Origin of the sequence: Allobosea sp. Root483D1, from assembly GCF_001429505.1 — a bacterium.
Taxonomy (GTDB): Bacteria; Pseudomonadota; Alphaproteobacteria; order Rhizobiales; family Beijerinckiaceae; genus Allobosea.
Genome location: NZ_LMJW01000016.1, coordinates 137760 through 155063 on the forward strand (window position 1 = coordinate 137760; position 17304 = coordinate 155063).

Annotated in this window: 15 protein-coding genes and 1 pseudogene; all 16 read left to right on the forward strand. The window is 69.0% G+C overall.

Features of this window, described 5'->3' with window-relative positions:
• Positions 1–26 precede the first annotated feature (26 nt).
• A pseudogene (locus tag ASE66_RS31385) lies at positions 27–206 on the forward strand (phage tail assembly chaperone); the annotation flags it as partial.
• A gap of 23 nt (positions 207–229) precedes the next feature.
• Complete coding sequence (locus tag ASE66_RS13480; protein WP_057190141.1) at positions 230–832, forward strand: phage tail tape measure protein; 603 nt, start codon at positions 230–232, stop codon at positions 830–832.
• Positions 833–865: 33 nt separating this feature from the next.
• Positions 866–1507, forward strand: coding sequence for a DUF2460 domain-containing protein (locus ASE66_RS13485; RefSeq protein WP_057190142.1), 642 nt, complete (start codon positions 866–868; stop codon positions 1505–1507).
• Positions 1508–1516: 9 nt separating this feature from the next.
• Positions 1517–2407: a DUF2163 domain-containing protein gene (locus tag ASE66_RS13490; protein WP_057190143.1), complete on the forward strand. Its 891-nt coding sequence runs from the start codon at positions 1517–1519 to the stop codon at positions 2405–2407.
• Positions 2404–2850, forward strand: coding sequence for an NlpC/P60 family protein (locus tag ASE66_RS13495; protein ID WP_057190144.1), 447 nt, complete (start codon positions 2404–2406; stop codon positions 2848–2850). Before ASE66_RS13490 ends, ASE66_RS13495 begins: the two co-directional genes overlap by 4 nt.
• Positions 2850–6782, forward strand: a complete 3933-nt coding sequence (locus ASE66_RS13500; protein WP_057190145.1) for a glycoside hydrolase/phage tail family protein — start codon at positions 2850–2852, stop codon at positions 6780–6782. The genes ASE66_RS13495 and ASE66_RS13500 overlap by 1 nt, the downstream gene beginning before the upstream one ends.
• 74 nt (positions 6783–6856) lie before the next feature.
• Positions 6857–7174, forward strand: coding sequence for a PepSY domain-containing protein (locus ASE66_RS13505; protein ID WP_156412146.1), 318 nt, complete (start codon positions 6857–6859; stop codon positions 7172–7174).
• A gap of 45 nt (positions 7175–7219) precedes the next feature.
• Positions 7220–7885: a response regulator transcription factor gene (locus ASE66_RS13510; protein ID WP_057190147.1), complete on the forward strand. Its 666-nt coding sequence runs from the start codon at positions 7220–7222 to the stop codon at positions 7883–7885.
• 130 nt (positions 7886–8015) lie between these two features.
• Positions 8016–9392: a sensor histidine kinase gene (locus tag ASE66_RS13515; RefSeq protein WP_057190148.1), complete on the forward strand. Its 1377-nt coding sequence runs from the start codon at positions 8016–8018 to the stop codon at positions 9390–9392.
• Positions 9393–9468: 76 nt separating this feature from the next.
• Positions 9469–10572 carry a c-type cytochrome biogenesis protein CcmI gene (gene ccmI / locus ASE66_RS13520; protein WP_057190149.1) on the forward strand — a complete coding sequence of 368 codons (1104 nt, stop codon included), beginning with the start codon at positions 9469–9471 and terminating at the stop codon, positions 10570–10572.
• Between the two features lie 41 nt (positions 10573–10613).
• Positions 10614–11087, forward strand: coding sequence for a cytochrome c maturation protein CcmE (gene ccmE, locus ASE66_RS13525; RefSeq protein ID WP_057190381.1), 474 nt, complete (start codon positions 10614–10616; stop codon positions 11085–11087).
• Between the two features lie 10 nt (positions 11088–11097).
• A complete protein-coding gene (locus ASE66_RS13530) occupies positions 11098–13080 on the forward strand; it encodes a heme lyase CcmF/NrfE family subunit (protein ID WP_057190150.1) in 1983 nt (660 codons plus the stop codon).
• A 2-nt stretch (positions 13081–13082) separates the two neighbouring features.
• Positions 13083–13547 (forward strand): cytochrome c-type biogenesis protein, encoded by a 465-nt coding sequence (locus ASE66_RS13535; RefSeq protein ID WP_057190151.1) that lies wholly within the window; start codon positions 13083–13085, stop codon positions 13545–13547.
• A gap of 117 nt (positions 13548–13664) precedes the next feature.
• Positions 13665–14897: a trypsin-like peptidase domain-containing protein gene (locus ASE66_RS13540; protein WP_057190152.1), complete on the forward strand. Its 1233-nt coding sequence runs from the start codon at positions 13665–13667 to the stop codon at positions 14895–14897.
• Positions 14898–15086: 189 nt separating this feature from the next.
• Positions 15087–15770, forward strand: a complete 684-nt coding sequence (locus ASE66_RS13545; protein ID WP_057190153.1) for a response regulator transcription factor — start codon at positions 15087–15089, stop codon at positions 15768–15770.
• On the forward strand, positions 15754–17271 hold the full coding sequence (locus ASE66_RS13550; protein ID WP_082613418.1) for an ATP-binding protein: 1518 nt from the start codon (positions 15754–15756) through the stop codon (positions 17269–17271). The genes ASE66_RS13545 and ASE66_RS13550 overlap by 17 nt, the downstream gene beginning before the upstream one ends.
• The last annotated feature ends 33 nt before the right edge of the window (positions 17272–17304 follow it).

The following is a 17304-nucleotide window of genomic DNA, read 5'->3' on the forward strand; positions in this document are numbered from 1 at the left end:
CGGCGGCGGTTCCTTTCCCCTGGCGCGAGGTGATGGCCTTCGGGCTCGGACGCCTGCGCTGGACGCCGGACGCCTTCTGGGCGGCGAGCCCACACGAAATCCTCGTGGCGATCGAGGCCCATCGGCCGCCTCAGGCGGTCGAAGCGCCGTCGCGTACGACGCTGGATGCGCTGATGCGGGCTCATCCGGACCCCTGCTTCCCGTGATGACGATTGGAAAGGCTGTGCCGATGGCTGACGAAGACGATTCCTCCTCCACCGGCACCTCCTTCGATGCCGGCGGCATGCGTTCGCTGAACACGCTGACCCAGAGCCTGGCCAAGTCGGCGCAGGCCTTCGGCAAGTCGATCACCACGGCCTTCGCCAGCGGCATTGTCGAGGGCAAGCGCTTCGAGGACGTGCTGCGCGGCATCGGCACCTCGCTGAGCCAGAGCCTGCTGAAATCGGCGCTGAAGCCGTTGCAGGGCGCGATCTCGAGCTGGCTCGGTTCCGGCGTGAACAGCCTGGCCGGTCTCTTCACCGGCGGCACGGGCGGTGGCGGCGGCCTGCCCGTGTCGCCCTTCGCCGATGGCGGCGTTGTCGCTGCGCCGTCCTATTTCGCCATGGGCCGTGGGCTCGGGCTGATGGGCGAACGCGGCACGGAGGCGATCATGCCGCTCTCGCGTGGCCCCGATGGCAAGCTCGGCGTGCGGGCCGGCGGTGGCGGCGAGCGGCGTCCGGTCAGCGTGACCGTCCAGGTCTCGACGCCCGATGCCGACAGCTTCCGCCGCTCCGAGGCGCAGGTCTCGGCGGCGATCGCGCGAGCTGTGGCGCGCGGCAACCGCGCGCTTTGAGACCCGCAGCATGACAGGACAGGGAGGGGCGGCATGAGCGGCTTCCACGAGGTGCGCTTCCCGACCGGGATCGCCCGCGGCGCCAGTGGCGGGCCAGAGCGGCTCACGCAGGTGGTGACGCTGGCCTCGGGCCGCGAGGTCCGCAACAGCCGCTGGGCGCATTCGCGGCGCCGCTACGATGCCGGCTTCGGCATCCGCACCCTCGATGCGCTCGCCGAGGTCGTCGCCTTCTTCGAGGAGCGGCGCGGCCGGCTCTACGGTTTCCGCTGGCGCGACCGGCTCGACTGGAAGAGCTGCACCCCGTCCGGGGCGCCCGCGGCGAGCGATCAGCAGATCGGCGTCGGCGACGGCGCGACGCGGGTCTTCCAGCTCTGCAAGCTCTATGGCGGCCTGCACGCGCCCTATGTCCGCCGCATCACCAAGCCAGTCGCTGGTTCGGTGCTGATCGCGGTCGACGGCGTCGTGAAGGCCCAGCCGGCGGCCGTCTCCTGCGATCACGCCAGCGGACTGCTCACTTTCGCCGTCGGCCAGGCTCCGCCTGCCGGCGCCGTCGTCAGTGCCGGTTTCGCCTTCGACGTCCCGGTGCGCTTCGACACCGATGCGATCGAGGTCGACCTGTCGGCCTTCGAGGCCGGCGACATCCCCAAGATCCCGATTGTCGAGATCGCCGACTAAAGGCTCACCATGCGGACTTTATCCCCGGGGCTCGCCGCGCATGTTGCCGGCGAGGCGACCACGCTTTGCCGGTGCTGGAGCCTGACCCGTCGCGACGGCGCAGTGCTCGGCTTCACCGATCATGACCGCGACCTGTCCTTCGGCGGCATCCTGTTCCGCGCCAATGCCGGTCTGGAAGCGGCCGAGGCCAGCTCCGAGCTCGGCTTCGCGACCAGTGGCGGCGAGGTGCTCGGCGCCCTGGCGGCGAACGGGCTGAGCGAGATGGACCTGTCGCGCGGCCTCTACGACGATGCCCGTGTCGCGCTCTGGCTGGTCAACTGGACCGATTCCAGCCAGCGCACCTTGCTGGAGACAGGTTTCGTCGGCGAGGTGAAGCGCAGCGACAGCAGTTTCACCGCCGAGGTCCGGGGGCTCGGCAAGGCTTTCGATGACGAGCGCGGCCGGCTCTATATGGCGACCTGCTCGGCCGATCTCGGCGATGCCCGCTGCGGCGTCACCCCGAGCTCGTCCACGGCGACAGTCGCCGCGACCGACGGACGGCTGGCGATCGTCGCGCCGGGGCTCGCCAGTTACGGCGACGGCTATCTCACCGGCGGGCGGCTGGTCTTCACCACAGGTGGAAACATCGGATTCGCCACCGAGATCCGCAATCATAGCGTGGATGGCGGCACGGTGGCGCTACAGCTCTGGCAGGCGGCGCCGCAGCCGATCGCGCTCGGCGACGGGTTCACCGCGCAGGCGGGCTGCGACAAGCGCTTCGCCACCTGCCTGGGCAAGTTGGGCAACGGCGTCAACTTCCGCGGCTTCCCGCATCTGCCCGGGAACGACTTCATCATCGGTGGCGTCGGCGCGGGCAATCCTGGCGCCGGTCCGTTCGACGGCGGGAGCCTGTTCCGATGACGGACGCCAGGACGCCTCGGGGGCGCGTCGTTGCGGCAGCGCGCGGCTGGCTCGGCACGCCCTATCATCACCAAGCTTCGCTGCGCGGGGTCGGCTGCGACTGTCTCGGACTGGTGCGCGGCGTCTGGCGCGACCTCTATGGCAAGGAGCCCGAGCAGATGCCGGCCTATTCGCCTTACTGGGCTCAGCAGGGCTCGGGCGAGACGCTGGCACTGGCGGCGGAGCGCCATCTTCGACCGCTCGATCCCCGGGACGCACGCCCCGGCGACGTGCTGCTCTTTCGCTGGCGCGGGCATCTGCCGGCGGCGCATTGCGCTGTTCTCGTCGAGCCGGACCGCATCCTGCACGCCCATGACGGCGCGGCGGTCAGCGAGGTCGCCTTCACCGGCTGGTGGCGGCGCCATCTCAGCCATGCATTCGCTTTTCCGGAGATCGACCTCTGATGGCCACGCTCGTTATGCAGGTCGCCGGTTCGGCGCTGGGCGCCGCCGTCGGTGGGCCGTTCGGCGCCATGATCGGCCGTTCGCTCGGAGCGATCGCCGGCGCCCGCCTCGACCAGAGCCTGCTCGGCGGCGGTGGCGGCTCGCGTATCGTCGAGGGCCCGCGGCTGAAAGAGATCGACGGCCTCACCTCGACCGAGGGAGCGCCGATCCCGCGGGTCTACGGGCGGGCCAGGCTCGGCGGCCAGCTGATCTGGGCGACGCGTTTCGAGGAGGAGGTGACGACCACCGTCACCCGGACCAAGACCGGCGGCAAGGGCGGCCAGAAGGCGCAGAAAACCTACGACACCACCTACAGCTACTACGCCAACTTCGCGGTCGCCATCTGCGAGGGGCCGATCGCCTTCGTACGGCGCATCTGGGCCGACGGGCGCGAGATCGACTTCAACACGGTGTCGCTGCGCATTCATCTCGGCGCCGAAAGCCAGGAACCCGACCCGCTGATCGCCGCCAAGGAGGCAGGCGCGGCGCCGGCCTATCGCGGCACAGCCTATGTCGTGTTCGAGCGTTTCCCGCTCACCGACTACCATAACCGGGTGCCGCAGTTCTCCTTCGAGGTCGTGCGCGCCGTGCCGGGGCTCGGCCAGATGATCAAGGCCGTGACGGTGATCCCCGGAGCGAGCGAGTTCATCTACCAGCCGACCCTGGTGAACCAGGAGCCCGAAGCCGGCATCAACATCGCCGAGAACCGGCATCAGCTGCACAGCCCCACCGACATCGACGGGGCGATCGCGCATCTGCTGGCGCTCTGTCCTTCTCTCCGGCGCATCTCGCTGGTCGTCAGCTGGTTCGGCGACGACCTGCGCGCCGGCTCCTGCACTATCGCGCCACGCGTCGAGATCTTCGACAAGAACACTCCCGTCTCGTCCTGGTCCGTCGCGGGCCTCGATCGGGCGAGCGCGCGCATCGTCAGCCAGTTCAATGGCAGGCCGGCCTATGGCGGCACCCCTTCGGACGAGAGCGTGATCGCGCTGATCCGCCGGCTGCGCTTCACCCACGGGCTCGAAGTGGTGCTCTACCCCTTCGTGATGATGGATGTGCCGGCCGACAACGCGCTGCCCGATCCGCATACTGGCAACCCCTACCAACCCCCTTATCCCTGGCGCGGCCGCATCACCTGCTCGCCGGCTCCTGGTCGACCGGGGTCGCCTGACGGCACCTCGGCCGCCACGAGCCAGATCTCGAGTTTCCTGGGCGCGGCGACGGCGGCCGACTTCTCCCTGGACGGCGACAGGATCGTCTGCGCGCGGCCGGGCGAGTGGAGCTTTCGCCGTGCTGTCCTGCATGCAGCCATGCTCGCCAAGGCGGCCGGCGGCGTCGAGGGCTTCATCATCGGCTCCGAACTGGTCGGCTTGACGCGGGTGCGGGGCGCCTCGGGCCATTATCCGATGGTCGACGGCCTCATGGCGCTCGCGGCCGAGGTCCGCACGATCCTGCCGCCGCCGACCAAGCTGACCTATGCGGCGGACTGGACCGAATATGGCGCCCATGTCCGCGATGGCGGGCTGGAGGTACGGTTTCCGCTCGATCCGCTCTGGGCCAGCCCCCATATCGACGCGATCGGCATCGACTACTATGCGCCGCTCTCCGATTGGCGCGACACGCCCGACCATGCCGATCTCGCCATTGCGCGGGGCGCCGCCGATGTCGACTATCTGCGCAGCCGCCTGACCTCCGGCGAGGGCTACGACTGGTATTATGCGAATCCATCCGGCCGCGAGGCGCAGACGCGCCTGCCGATCACCGATGGCGCCCATGGCAAATCCTGGGTCTTCCGGCAGAAGGATCTGCCGAACTGGTGGTCGAACTGGCATGTCCAGCGCTTTGCCGGCGCGGAGATCGGCGCGACCGCCTGGCTGCCGGGCTCGAAGCCGATCTGGCTGACCGAGGTCGGCCTGCCTGCCGTCGACAAGGGCGGCAACTCCCCGAACGTCTTTCCCGATCCCAAGTCGGTCGATGGCGGCTATCCGCATTTTTCGACCAGGGCGCGCGATGACCTCGTCCAGGCCCGCGGGTTGGAGGCCATCCTGTCCGGCTTCGATCCTGCGCTTCCGGGTTTCGATCCGCTGCGCAACCCGATAGCGCCGTCGCTGGGTGCGCGCATGGTCGATCCGGCCAACGTCTTCGCCTGGACCTGGGACGCCAGGCCGTTCCCGGCTTTTCCCGATCTGACCTCGGTCTGGGCCGACGGAACGAACTACGAGAGCGGCCACTGGATCAACGGCCGCCTCGAGGGCGTGACGCTCGATCGGCTGGTGCACGCGGTCCTGGCCGATTACGGCCTGCCGGCGCCGGACGAGATCGCGATCGACGGCTTCGTCGATGGTTATGTCCTCGATCGGCCGCTCTCGGCACGGCAGGTGCTCGAACCGCTCGCCCAGACGTTCGGGTTCGACGCCATCATGTCCTCCGGCCGGCTCGTCTTCCGCGGCCGCGCCGCGACGATCGCGCGAGCCTTGTCGGCGGATGATCTCGTGCTCGATCGGGACTGGCAGCCCTTTGAACTGCGCCGGGCGCAGGAGAGCGAGCTGCCGCGTGAATTGCGCCTCGTCCATATCGACGGAAACAACGATTATCGCCAGGTCACAGCGCGCTCGCGTCGTCTCGTCGGGGCGGCGCGACGTGAGAGCGCCATCGAACTCGCCATGGTCACCCGGCGCGCGGAGGGGCAGCGCCTCGCCGATCTTCGGCTGCAGGAGATCTGGGCGGGCCGGGAAACGCTCGAACTGGAGCTGTCGCCGCGCTGCATCGGCCTGGAGGCGGGCGATGTCGTCTCGCTCGCCGTGGCGGGCCAGCCGCGCTTGTTCCGGCTGACGCGGATCAGCGACGGCCCGACGCGACGCGCCAGCGCGCGGTCGGTTGAGCCGGCGATCTATCGCGGTGCGCCGGCCGGAGCGCCGGACGGCGAGCGTCCCCCGAAGGTGACGCCTCGGATCGCAGGACGGCCGGATGCGTTGATCCTCGATTTTCCGATCGTGCGGGAAACGCCGCCTCCGCTGCAATCACTGGCGGCCTTCGCCGACCCCTGGCCCGGAGGGCTTGCGATCTGGCGGGCCGCCGAGGGCCTGCCGTTCGCATTGACCGGCATCGTCACGGCGCCGTCGATCATGGGCGAAACCTTGACCGCGCTCGCCCCGGGGCCGCTCTGGCGGACCGATCGGCAGGCATCGGTCGAGGTTCGCCTGCGCGGCGGCAACCTCGCCTCGGTTGCGCCGGAGGCCGCCCTCACAGGGGCCAATGCGCTCGCCTTCATCGACCCGGCCGGGGAGATCGAGATCGTGACGGCGGCGCGAGTCGAGCTGACCGGCACGCGGACCTTCCGGCTGTCGCAGATGGTACGCGGGCTCGGCGGTTCGGAACCGGCGTCGGTACGGACATTGGCTCCGGGAGCGCGCGTGGTCGTGCTCGACGGTGCGGCGGTTCCGCTGACGACGAGCCTTGACGATGTTGGCCGGCAACTCCGCTACCGGATCGGGCCGCCCAGTGCCGATGTCGCCTCGGCGTCGATGCGCGAGCTCTCCACGACGGTCGGGATCGCAGCGTTGCGACCGCTCGGGCCCGTGCGTCCACAGGCTCGGCGCTCGCCCGCCGGCGTGGCGCTGAGCTGGATCCGCCGCAGCCGCGTCGACGCCGATTCCTGGGAGGTGGTCGAGGTGCCGCTCGGCGAGGAGACCGAGCGCTATCGCGTGACGATCCGGACTGGCGGCGATGCCGTCAGGATCGTCGAAGTGGATGCGCCGATCCTGCTCTACGAAGCGGCGCAGGAGCTTGCCGATTTCGGCAGCCCTCAGGCCGAGCTCGACGTCGAACTGGCGCAACTCAGCGTTGTTGCGGGGGCCGGGCTGCCGCGGCGTGGACTCCTCGCGGTTCGCTGAGCTAGCCTTGAGCGGTGCCTTTCACGCCAATGTTCATGGCGCATTCACGCGTACAGGGCTAGCGCATAGCAATGATGCTGCTCGACCCCGCTGCCGCGATGCTCGCTTTGGTCACCGCCGTCGCTTCGCCGGTGGAGACGGTCGATGCGTCGCAGCCGATCTCCTGCCTGTCCGCTGAAGAAACGCGCGAGGCCGTGTCGGACGGCAAGGTCATGCAGCCCGCTGCGGCGTCCCGCCATGCTCGCGAGGCTGCGCCCGGCGAAGTCCTGCGGATCAGGCTCTGCCGCCAGGGCGACGAGTTCGTCTATGTGGTGACGACGATGAAGCGCGACGGCCGCGTCGCCCGGGTCACGCTGGATGGCGCCTCGGGTAAGGTGGCGGATATCCGCTAGTTCCGCTATTCCCCGTTCCTGATCCGCAATCGGAGAAAAGCCGCCGTGCGACTGCTCGTCGTCGAGGACGACAAGGACCTCAACCGCCAGATCGTCAATGCGCTGGAGAACGCCGGCTACGCCGTCGACAAGGCTTTTGACGGCGAGGAAGGGCTCTATCTCGGCGAGACCGAGCCCTATGACGCAGTGATCCTCGATCTCGGCCTGCCGAAGGTCGACGGCGTCGCCGTGCTGCAGGGCTGGCGCCGGGCCGGCAAGACCATGCCGGTGCTGATCCTGACGGCGCGTGATCGCTGGAGCGACAAGGTCTCCGGCTTCGACGCCGGCGCCGACGACTACGTCGTCAAGCCGTTCCATATCGAGGAATTGCTCGCCCGCGTCCGCGCCTTGCTGCGCCGAGCAGCCGGCCATGCGACCGCCGAGCTGATCTGCGGCCCGGTCCGCCTCGATACGCGTGCCAGCCGCGTCGTCGTCGACGGCAACCCGGTCAAGCTGACCTCGCACGAATATCGGCTGCTCGCCTATCTGATGCATCATCAGGGCCGCGTCGTCTCGCGCACCGAGCTGGTCGAGCATCTCTACGACCAGGATTTCGACCGTGATTCCAACACGATCGAGGTCTTCGTCGGCCGCCTGCGCAAGAAGCTCGGCGTCGACGTCATTGAGACCGTGCGCGGCCTCGGCTACATCGCCGCCGCGAAAGCCGGATGATTTCAGTTGGAAACATCTTGTGTTTCCAACTGAAATCTGAATCCGTCTCTCATCAAAGAGTTAGAGCAGGATCTATGCGAAAAACCGGTTCCCACTTTTTCGCATCCCGCTCTAGAGCCTGAGGCCGGTCATGCCGGTCACGCGGCAGCGCTTCTCGCTCGGCGCCCGGCTCTTCATCTCGGCCGCCATCTGCTGCGCGCTGGTGCTGATCCTCGCGGGTTTCGGACTCACCACCTTCTATCGCCGCTCGGCCGAGCGCGGCTTCGACGAACGCCTCAGCGTCTACATCAAGGAGCTTGTCGCCGATCTCGCGGCTCCCCCCGAGGCCGAACGGCAGGCGATCGGCGACCTCGGCGAGCCGCGCTTCGACCTGCCGCTCTCCGGCTGGTACTGGCAGATCATCCGGCTCGACGGCGAGCGTCCGACGGTGCGCACCTCGCGCTCCCTCGTCGGCGGGCAATTGCCGAAGCTGCTCGACCAGAACCTGCCGCCGAATGCGCGCGGCCTGCGCGAGAGCTATATTTCGGGGCCGGATGAGCGGCGTCTGCGCGTGCTCGAGCGCGAGATCGATGTCGGCGAGGATGGCCGCTTCACCGTCGGTGTCGCTGCGCCAGCCGACGAGATCGAAGGCGACATCCGCGACTTCCGCTTCGCCCTGACCCTGACCTTCCTCTTCCTCGGCCTCGCCCTCGTCGCCTCGACCATCGCCCAGGTCCGCTTCGGCCTGCGCCCGCTGGCGCGCCTGCGCGCGGCGGTCGGTACCGTGCGCACCGGCGAGAGCACGCGCATCGCCGGGCGCTATCCGCCGGACCTGGCGCCGCTGGCGGGCGAGCTCAACCAGCTCATCGACGCCAATCGCGAGATCCTGGAGCGCGCCCGCACCCAGGTCGGCAATCTCGCCCATGCCCTCAAGACGCCGCTTAGCGTGATGCAGAATGAGGCCGAGGCCGGCCAGGGCGTCCTGCCCCAGACGGTCCGCCATCAGACCGCGATCATGCGCGACCAGGTCCAGTATTATCTTGACCGGGCCCGGGCCGCTGCCCTGTCGGGCGCCCTGGGTGGAGCCTCCGAGATCTCTCCTTCGCTCGACGCGCTGATCCGCACCTTCGAGAAGATCGCGCAGGGCAGGGCGATCGAGGGCAGCCATACCGTGCCCGCCGGCGCCCGCTTTCGCGGCGAGAAACAGGATTTCGAGGAGATGCTCGGCAACCTGCTCGACAATGCCTTCAAATGGGCGCGGACCGAGGTGCAGGTCTCCCTGGTGCCGGACGCGCAGGCGCCGGAGGGCCGCCTCGTGCTGCTGATCGACGATGACGGCCCGGGCCTCCCCGACGACGCCATGGCCGAGGTCCTCAAGCGCGGCCGCAGGCTCGACGAGACGACGCCGGGCTCCGGGCTCGGCCTCTCGATCGTCGTCGATCTCGCCAAGCTCTATGGCGGCGGCCTCACGCTGGAGCGCTCGCCGCTGGGCGGCCTCAGGGCCCGGCTCGTCCTGCCGGCGGTCTGACGCCGCATTGCCCGCGTGACCCTTTGTCGCCATCTTCGGACATGAACCGGCACCTTCGAACGGCTATGAACAGCGAATGCTGATCTGGATCATCTTCGCGGCCATGACCGGGGCAGCGGTCATGGCGGTGCTCTGGCCGCTTGGCCGCCGGGCGCCGGCGCTTTCCGCCGACACGGCCGGGGCAACCGCGCTTTACCGCGCCCAGCTCGCCGAGATCGATCGCGACCTTGGCCGCAAGCTGATCGGCGCCGCCGAAGCCGAGGCGGCCAAGGCCGAGGCGGCGCGCCGGCTGCTGCGCGAGACGGCGACGGAAACGATGCCAGCCGGCGAGAGCGAGCCGGCCCTGCGTCGCCGCCGCGCGGCGTCCGCCATCGCGCTCTCCTGCGTGCCTCTGCTGGCGCTGCTGATCTACGGCGCCTATGGCTCGCCGACGGTCCCGGACCAGCCGCTCGCAGCGCGGATGCAGGGCAATCCGGCGCAGGATTTCGAGCTGGCGCTGGCGCGGATCGAGTCTCATCTCGCTGCGAACCCGACCGACGGCAAGGGTTGGAACGTGCTCGCCCCGGTCTATCTGCGCCAGGGCCGCTTCGAGGACGCCGCCAAGGCCTTCGCCAATGCGATCCGGTACGATGGTGCCACGACCGAGCGGCAGGGTGGCCAGGCCGAGGCGCAAATTCTCGCCGCCGGCGGCGTGGTCACGGCGGCAGCACGCGAAAGCCTTGCCGAGGCGCTGAAGCTCGACCCGGCCAATCCCCGCGCCCGCTTCTTCATGGCGATCGCTCAGGAACAGGATGGGCAGGTGCCGGCTGCGATCGCGGCGCTCAAGGCGTTGCTGGCCGACGCGCCGGCCGATGCGCCCTGGACGGCCACGGTCCGAGCCCGCCTCGATGGGTTGGAGCGTTCGCCCGCTCCGGCGGATGCGATCGCCAGCTTGCCCGAGGCCGAACGCACGACGGCGATCCGCGGCATGGTCGAGGGACTCGCGGCGCGGCTCGCCGAGGGCGGCGGCAGCCTCGCCGACTGGTCTCGCCTGATCCGCTCGCAGGCGGTGCTCGGTGAGCGCGAGGCGGCGCAGAAGTCGCTGTCCACGGCTCGCCAGCGTCTGGCTTCCGATCAGTCGGCAGCGTCCACTCTCGACGGCCTGCGCAGCGAACTCGGCCTGCAGGAGGCCGCACCATGACCATTCAGGCCGGTATCCCAGTCACGCCGCCGCGCAAGCGCTTGACCCGCAAGCAGCGCCGCCTCGTCGTGATCGCTTCGGCCGGCGTCGTCCTCGGCCTTGCTGCCGGGCTCGTCGCCTATGCGCTGCGGGATTCGATCGTCTTCTTCTACGGCCCGACCGAGATCGTCGAGAAGGGCCTCGCGCCCGGCACGCGCCTGCGCCTGGGCGGCCTGGTCGAGACGGGTTCGGTCGAGCGCGGCTCCAATCAGCGGGTCAGCTTTGCCGTCACGGATGGAAAGACCAGGACAATGGTGAGCTACACCGGCCTGCTGCCGGATCTTTTCCGCGAAGGGCAAGGTGTGGTGACCGAGGGCGTCCTAGAGGCGCCCGGGCGTTTCCGTGCCGATTCCGTCCTCGCCAAGCATGACGAGACCTATATGCCGCGCGAAGTCGCCGATGCGCTGAAGAAGCAGGGGCATTGGCAGCCCGGCGAAACCAAGGCCGGCGCGCCCGCCGCGCCGGCCACGAAATAGGGCCGCTCTGATGTTCGTCGAAATCGGCCATTTCGCGTTGGCATTGGCGCTCGGTGTCGCGGTCGTCCAGACGATCGTGCCGTTATGGGGCGTGGCCAGGAACGACCCGGCTCTGGCCTCGGTCGGCCCGGCGGCGGCGATCGCCTGCTTCCTCCTGGTCGCGATTTCCTTCGGCTGCCTGATGATGTCCTATGTGACGTCCGACTTCTCGGTGGAGAACGTCGTCGCCAATTCGCATTCGACGCAGCCGCTGATCTACAAGCTGACCGCGGTCTGGGGGAACCATGAGGGCTCGATGCTGCTCTGGGTCCTCATCCTCGTGCTGTTCGGCGCGCTGGTCGCGTTGTCGCGGCGCTCGCTGCCGCCGAAGCTGCGGGCCGGCACGCTCGCCGCGCAGGGCAGCGTCAGCGTCGCCTTCCTCGCCTTCACGCTGCTGACCTCGAACCCGTTCCGGCGCCTCGTCCCGGCGCCGGGGGAAGGGCAGGACCTCAACCCGATCCTGCAGGACCTCGGTCTCGCGATCCATCCGCCGCTGCTCTATGTCGGCTATGTCGGCTTCTCGATCACCTACGCCTTCGCCGTTGCGGCGTTGATCGAAGGCAAGATCGATGCGGTCTGGGCGCGCGCCGTCCGGCCCTGGACCTTGCTGGCCTGGACCTTCCTGACGCTCGGCATCGCGATGGGCTCCTACTGGGCCTATTACGAGCTCGGCTGGGGCGGCTGGTGGTTCTGGGACCCGGTCGAGAACGCCTCGCTGATGCCCTGGCTCGCCGGCACGGCACTGATCCACTCGACCGTGGTGATGGAGAAGCGCGACGCGCTCAAGGTCTGGACGATCCTGCTCGCGATCCTGACCTTCTCGCTCTCGCTGCTCGGCACCTTCATCGTCCGTTCGGGCGTACTGACTTCGGTGCATTCCTTTGCCAGCGACCCGCAGCGCGGCCTGTTCATCCTCGGCATCCTGATCGCCTTCATCGGCGGCTCGCTGGCGCTGTTCGCCTGGCGCGCGCCGCTGCTGAAGCAGGGCGGTCTGTTCGCGCCGATCTCGCGGGAGAGCGCCCTCGTCGTCAATAATCTCTTCTTGGCGACCGCCTGCGCCACCGTCTTCATCGGCACGCTCTATCCGCTCGTGCTGGAGATGATCACCGGCGACAAGATCTCGGTCGGCCCGCCCTTCTTCAACGCCACCTTCGTGCCGCTGCTGGTGCCGCTATTGCTGCTGCTGCCGATCGGCCAGACGCTCGCGTGGAAACGTGGCGATTTGCTCGGCGCCGCTCAGCGGGCGCAGGTCGCGTTCGGTGCCGGCGTCGTCACCATGCTGGCGATCTTCGCTGTCGTGCGCGGCGGCCCCGTCCTCGCTCCGCTGGGCATTGGCCTCGGCGTCTTCCTCGTCATCGGGGCGCTCTGGGAGATCGGCGAGCGCGTCGTCACGCGCGCCAGTGGCGCCTCGGCGATCTGGTCGCGGGCCAAGGGCCTGCCGCGCTCGGCCTGGGGTAGCGCGCTCGGCCATGCCGGCGTCGGCATCAGCGTGATCGGTATCGCCGCCGCCGCCTGGGGCACCGAGTCGATCGGCATGCTCAAGGTCGGCGAGAGCCTGACCAGCGGTCGCTACACCGTGACGCTGGAGGCGATCACGCCGCGCACCGGGCCGAACTATCGCGAGGACGCGGCCCGCTTCCGCATTGTCGCCAACGGTCGCCTTTTGGAACCGGTCGAGGCGATGAAGCGCATCTATACGGCGCGCGCCATGCCGACTACGGAGGCGGGCATCCGCACCGTCGGGCTTGGGCAGGCCTATATCAGCCTTGGCGAGCCCGACGCCAGCGGCGCGATCGCGGTCAAGCTCCATGACAAGCCGCTGATCCTGCTGATCTGGATCGGCGCGCTGGTGATGGCGGCGGGCGGCGCGCTCTCGCTGACCGACCGGCGCTTCCGGCTGGCAGCGCCGCGGCGCACGCCGGCGCCGGCCGCGCTTCCGCAGGCCGCGGAGTGAGCGTGATGCGCGCTCTTCCGCTCTTCTTCGTCGCGCTGCTGGTGTTGTCGGCGCCAGCCATTGCCGTGCAGCCGGACGAGATCCTGAAGAACCCGGCGCTGGAGCAGCGCGCTCGGGCGCTGTCCTCCGGCCTGCGCTGCCTGGTCTGTCAGAACCAGTCGATCGACGATTCCGACGCGCCGCTAGCCAAGGATCTACGTATCCTGGTGCGCGAGCGGCTGACGGCCGGCGACAGCGACGGGGCCGTGATCGATTTCGTCGTGGCGCGCTATGGCGACTTCGTCCTGCTGCGCCCGCCGATGAATGCGCGCACGATCGCGCTCTGGGCAGCGCCCTTCCTGATCATGCTGTCCGGGGCCGCTTTTCTCTGGCGTCGGCGCAATCGTTCTGCGGCGCCGGCTGGCGTCACCTTGACGGCCGAAGAGCAGCGTCGCCTCGACGATCTGCTGCGCGACGAGCGTGGCTGACGGCCTGCCAACCTTACGAAACTGTCATCATCGGGCGAAATCCAGGTAAGGCGTCGCCCGCCATGGTTCTCCTCACGAAGCAGGGAAGGCCCTGCCTCCCGCATCGAGGTGAGAACCATGACCACCCAAGACAACAACACCCCCGACACCACTATCCGCTCGCCGGCCACCGCCCGCTCGATCCTGAAGCGCGGCGCGATCGTCGCCGGCGCTGCGACGCTGAGCATCGGCCTGATGGCCGGCCTCGCCGACAATTTCCTGAACAGCCATGGCGCTGCCAACGCCCAGCCGATCCAGCTGTCGGGCGTGCAGCAGACACAGCTTCCGTCCTTCGCCGACGTCGTCGACCGGGTTAAGCCCGCCGTCGTCTCGGTCCGGGTCAAGACCAAGGCCGTCGCCAGCGCCGACGAGGAGAGCGGCCCGGCCGGCGTCGAAGGCCTGCCGCCCGGCCACCCGCTCGAGCGTTTCCTCCGCCGCTTCGGCGAGGAGGGCATGGGCCAGCGCGGGCCGCAGCAGCCGCGCGTCCAGCTCTCGCAGGGCTCGGGCTTCTTCGTCAGCCAGGACGGCTACGTCGTCACCAACAACCACGTCGTCGCCAACGCGGCCGAGGTTCAGCTCGTCACCGATGGCGGCAAGACGCTCTCGGCCAAGGTGATCGGCACCGATCCGCGCACCGATCTGGCGCTGCTCAAGGTCAACGAGTCCGGCAACTATCCCTTCGTCCAGCTCGCTTCGGGCAAGCCGCGCACCGGTGAATGGGTGCTGGCGGTCGGCAACCCGTTCGGCCTCGGTGGCACCGTGACCGCGGGTATCGTCTCGGCCCAGGGCCGCGACATCGGCTCCGGTCCCTATGATGACTTCCTGCAGATCGATGCGGCGGTGAACCGCGGCAACTCCGGCGGTCCGACCTTCAACCAGAAGGGCGAAGTCGTCGGCGTCAACACCGCGATCTACTCGCCGTCCGGCGGCAATGTCGGTATCGCCTTCGCGATCCCGGCCGCCACCGTCCAGAGCGTCGTCGAGCAGCTCAAGGAGCACGGCTCGGTCGCCCGCGGCTTCATCGGCGTGCAGATCCAGCCGGTCACCGCCGAGGTCGCCGACGCCATCGGGCTCAAGGACTCCAAGGGCGCCCTGATCGCCGAGGCGCAGGCCAACGGCCCTGCCGCCAAGGCTGGCCTGAAGCGTGGCGACACCATCCTCGCAGTCAACGGCGAGAAGATCGCCGATGCGCGTGACCTGTCGCGGAAGATCGCGACCTTCGCGCCCGGCGCCAAGACGAGCCTGACCATCTGGCGCGACGGCAAGGAGCGCGAGGTCTCCTTCGAGGTCGGTCGCCAGCCGGCGGCCTGACCCGGGCCTATCCAAGTCGGGGCATGCTCTCGCGCGTAGCGTTCAGTGATCTGCGAGAGCGTGTTCCGGGCGGATGGTATCTCCCGGCTGTCACGTCGCCCCCTGCCGGGAATGCCAGCCGTCATGGCGGCAGGTCGGATCGTCACCTCCGGCCTGCCGCTTTTCCTTTTGATGAGGTAGCGTGACGCCATGCGACTCCTGATCGTTGAAGACGATGCCGAGGCGGCGGCCTATCTGGTCAAGGCCTTTCGCGAGGCCGGCCACGTCGCCGACCATGCTCCCGATGGCCTCGAGGGCTACGCCATGGCCCAGGGCGGCGGTTACGACGTGCTCGTCGTCGACCGCATGCTGCCGCGGATGGACGGGCTCTCGGTGATCCGCTCCCTGCGCGAGCAGGGCGAGACGGTGCCGGCGTTGATCCTCTCGGCGCTCGCCCAGGTCGATGACCGGGTGAAGGGCCTGAGGGCCGGCGGCGACGACTACCTGCCCAAGCCCTACGCCTTCTCGGAATTGCTCGCCCGCGTCGAGGTGCTCTCGCGCCGCCGCGGCGCGCCCGCCTCCGAACCGACGAGCTACCGCGTCGGCGATCTCCTGCTCGACCGGCTGGCGCACCGCGTCACCCGCGCCGGCGAGGAGATCGCGCTGCAACCGCGCGAGTTCCGCCTGCTCGAATATCTGATGAAGCATGCCGGACAGGTGGTGACCCGCACCATGCTGCTCGAGAACGTCTGGGACTATCATTTCGACCCCCAGACCAATGTCATCGACGTGCACGTCTCGCGGCTGCGCTCCAAGATCGACAAGGGCTTCGAGCATCCGATGATCCACACCATCCGCGGCGCGGGATACATGGTCCGTGACACAGCTCGCTGAGGGCCGGACTGGTGAAGCGCCGCAGCCTTCCGGCCGCCTGCGCTTCCTGCCGCATCTGGTCCGCACCACCGCCTTCAAGCTGACGGCGATCTATCTCGTCGTCTTCGCGGCTTTTGCCATCTTCGTGCTGGGCTATGTCGCTTGGAACGCCAAGAACCTGCTCGACGACCAGATCCGCTCGACCATCGACGCCGAGATCCAGGGCCTGGCCGAGCAGCAGCGCCTCGGCGGCATCAGGCGGCTCGTCCAGGTCATCGAGCGGCGCTCGCGCGGGCCGGGCGCCTCGCTTTATCTCGTCACCACGCCATTGGGCGAGCGCATCGCCGGCAATATCGAGGCGCTGCCGCCCGGCACGCTCGACCGCCAGGGCGAGAGCGAGATCGAGTATGCCCGCTCCTCCGAGGCGCTCGACCAGACCAACCACGCCATCGTCCGCGTCTTCATGCTGCCGGCGGGCTTTCGCCTGCTGGTCGGCCGCGATGTCGAGGAGCGCGAGCGCCTGCGCGTCGTGATCAAGCGTGCCGCCGCCTGGTCGGTCCTGCTCGTCGTCGTCCTCGGCTGCTTCGCTGGCTGGTTCGTGGCCCGGCGCGTGCTGAAACGCATCGACGGCATGAACGATACGGCTCGCTCGATCATGGCCGGCGACCTCAAGGGCCGCCTCGCCATCGCCGGCACCGGCGACGAGCTCGACCGGCTGGCCGGGAACCTCAACGCCATGCTCGACCGCATCGGCGAGTTGATGAGCGGCATGCAGCAGGTCACGGACAATGTCGCCCACGACCTGAAGACGCCGCTGACCCGCCTGCGCAACCGGGCCGAGGAGGCTCTGCGCACGGCGCACTCGCCCGAGCAATTGCGTGCGGCGCTCGATGGCGCGATCGACGAGGCCGACGGGCTGATCCGCGTCTTCAACGCGCTCTTGATGATCGCGCGGCTCGAGACCCGCCAGATCACCGACAGCATGGTGCCGCTCGACCTCGCCGAGATCGTCGACGGGCTCTCCGAGCTCTACGAGCCGCTGGCGGAAGAGGCGGGGCTCACTTTGTCGGCTTCCGTCGAGCCCGGCCTGTCGCTCACCGGCAATCGCGAGCTGATCGGCCAGGCCCTGGCCAATCTGATCGACAATGCGCTGAAATATGGCAAGCCGGAGGGCGACGCTCCGGCGACTGTCGCTGTCACGGCGCGGCGCGTCGGCGATATGGTCGAGCTCGGCGTCGCCGATCATGGCGCCGGCATCCCTGAGGCCGATCGCGGCCGCGTCCTGGAGCGCTTCGTCCGGCTCGACCAGAGCCGCAGCAAGCCGGGCTTCGGGCTGGGGCTCGCATTGGCGTCGGCGGTCGCGCATCTGCATGGCGGCGCGGTTCGCCTCTCGGACAATGCGCCGGGGCTCGATGTCGTGATGTCGCTGCCGGTTGCTCCACCTCCTGTGGACAGGCCCCTCATGGAAGCGCCTGCGGGCTCGACATCGCAGCCGGACGGGGCAGGGTTCCAGTCGGCTTGATGAAGGGCTAAGGCTCGCTCAGCCGGTCGACGC

Excerpts from the sequence above, each read along its gene's own strand:
- ASE66_RS13490 (WP_057190143.1), top strand. The coding sequence starts at position 1,517 with ATGCGGACTTTATCCCCGGGGCTCGCCGCGCATGTTGCCGGCGAGGCG.
- ASE66_RS13540 (WP_057190152.1), top strand. The coding sequence starts at position 13,665 with ATGACCACCCAAGACAACAACACCCCCGACACCACTATCCGCTCGCCG.
- ASE66_RS13495 (WP_057190144.1), top strand. The coding sequence starts at position 2,404 with ATGACGGACGCCAGGACGCCTCGGGGGCGCGTCGTTGCGGCAGCGCGC.
- ASE66_RS13485 (WP_057190142.1), top strand. The coding sequence starts at position 866 with ATGAGCGGCTTCCACGAGGTGCGCTTCCCGACCGGGATCGCCCGCGGC.
- ASE66_RS13500 (WP_057190145.1), top strand. The coding sequence starts at position 2,850 with ATGGCCACGCTCGTTATGCAGGTCGCCGGTTCGGCGCTGGGCGCCGCC.
- ASE66_RS13530 (WP_057190150.1), top strand. The coding sequence starts at position 11,098 with ATGTTCGTCGAAATCGGCCATTTCGCGTTGGCATTGGCGCTCGGTGTC.
- ccmI (WP_057190149.1), top strand. The coding sequence starts at position 9,469 with ATGCTGATCTGGATCATCTTCGCGGCCATGACCGGGGCAGCGGTCATG.
- ASE66_RS13480 (WP_057190141.1), top strand. The coding sequence starts at position 230 with ATGGCTGACGAAGACGATTCCTCCTCCACCGGCACCTCCTTCGATGCC.
- ASE66_RS13505 (WP_156412146.1), top strand. The coding sequence starts at position 6,857 with ATGCTGCTCGACCCCGCTGCCGCGATGCTCGCTTTGGTCACCGCCGTC.
- ASE66_RS13515 (WP_057190148.1), top strand. The coding sequence starts at position 8,016 with ATGCCGGTCACGCGGCAGCGCTTCTCGCTCGGCGCCCGGCTCTTCATC.
- ASE66_RS13545 (WP_057190153.1), top strand. The coding sequence starts at position 15,087 with ATGCGACTCCTGATCGTTGAAGACGATGCCGAGGCGGCGGCCTATCTG.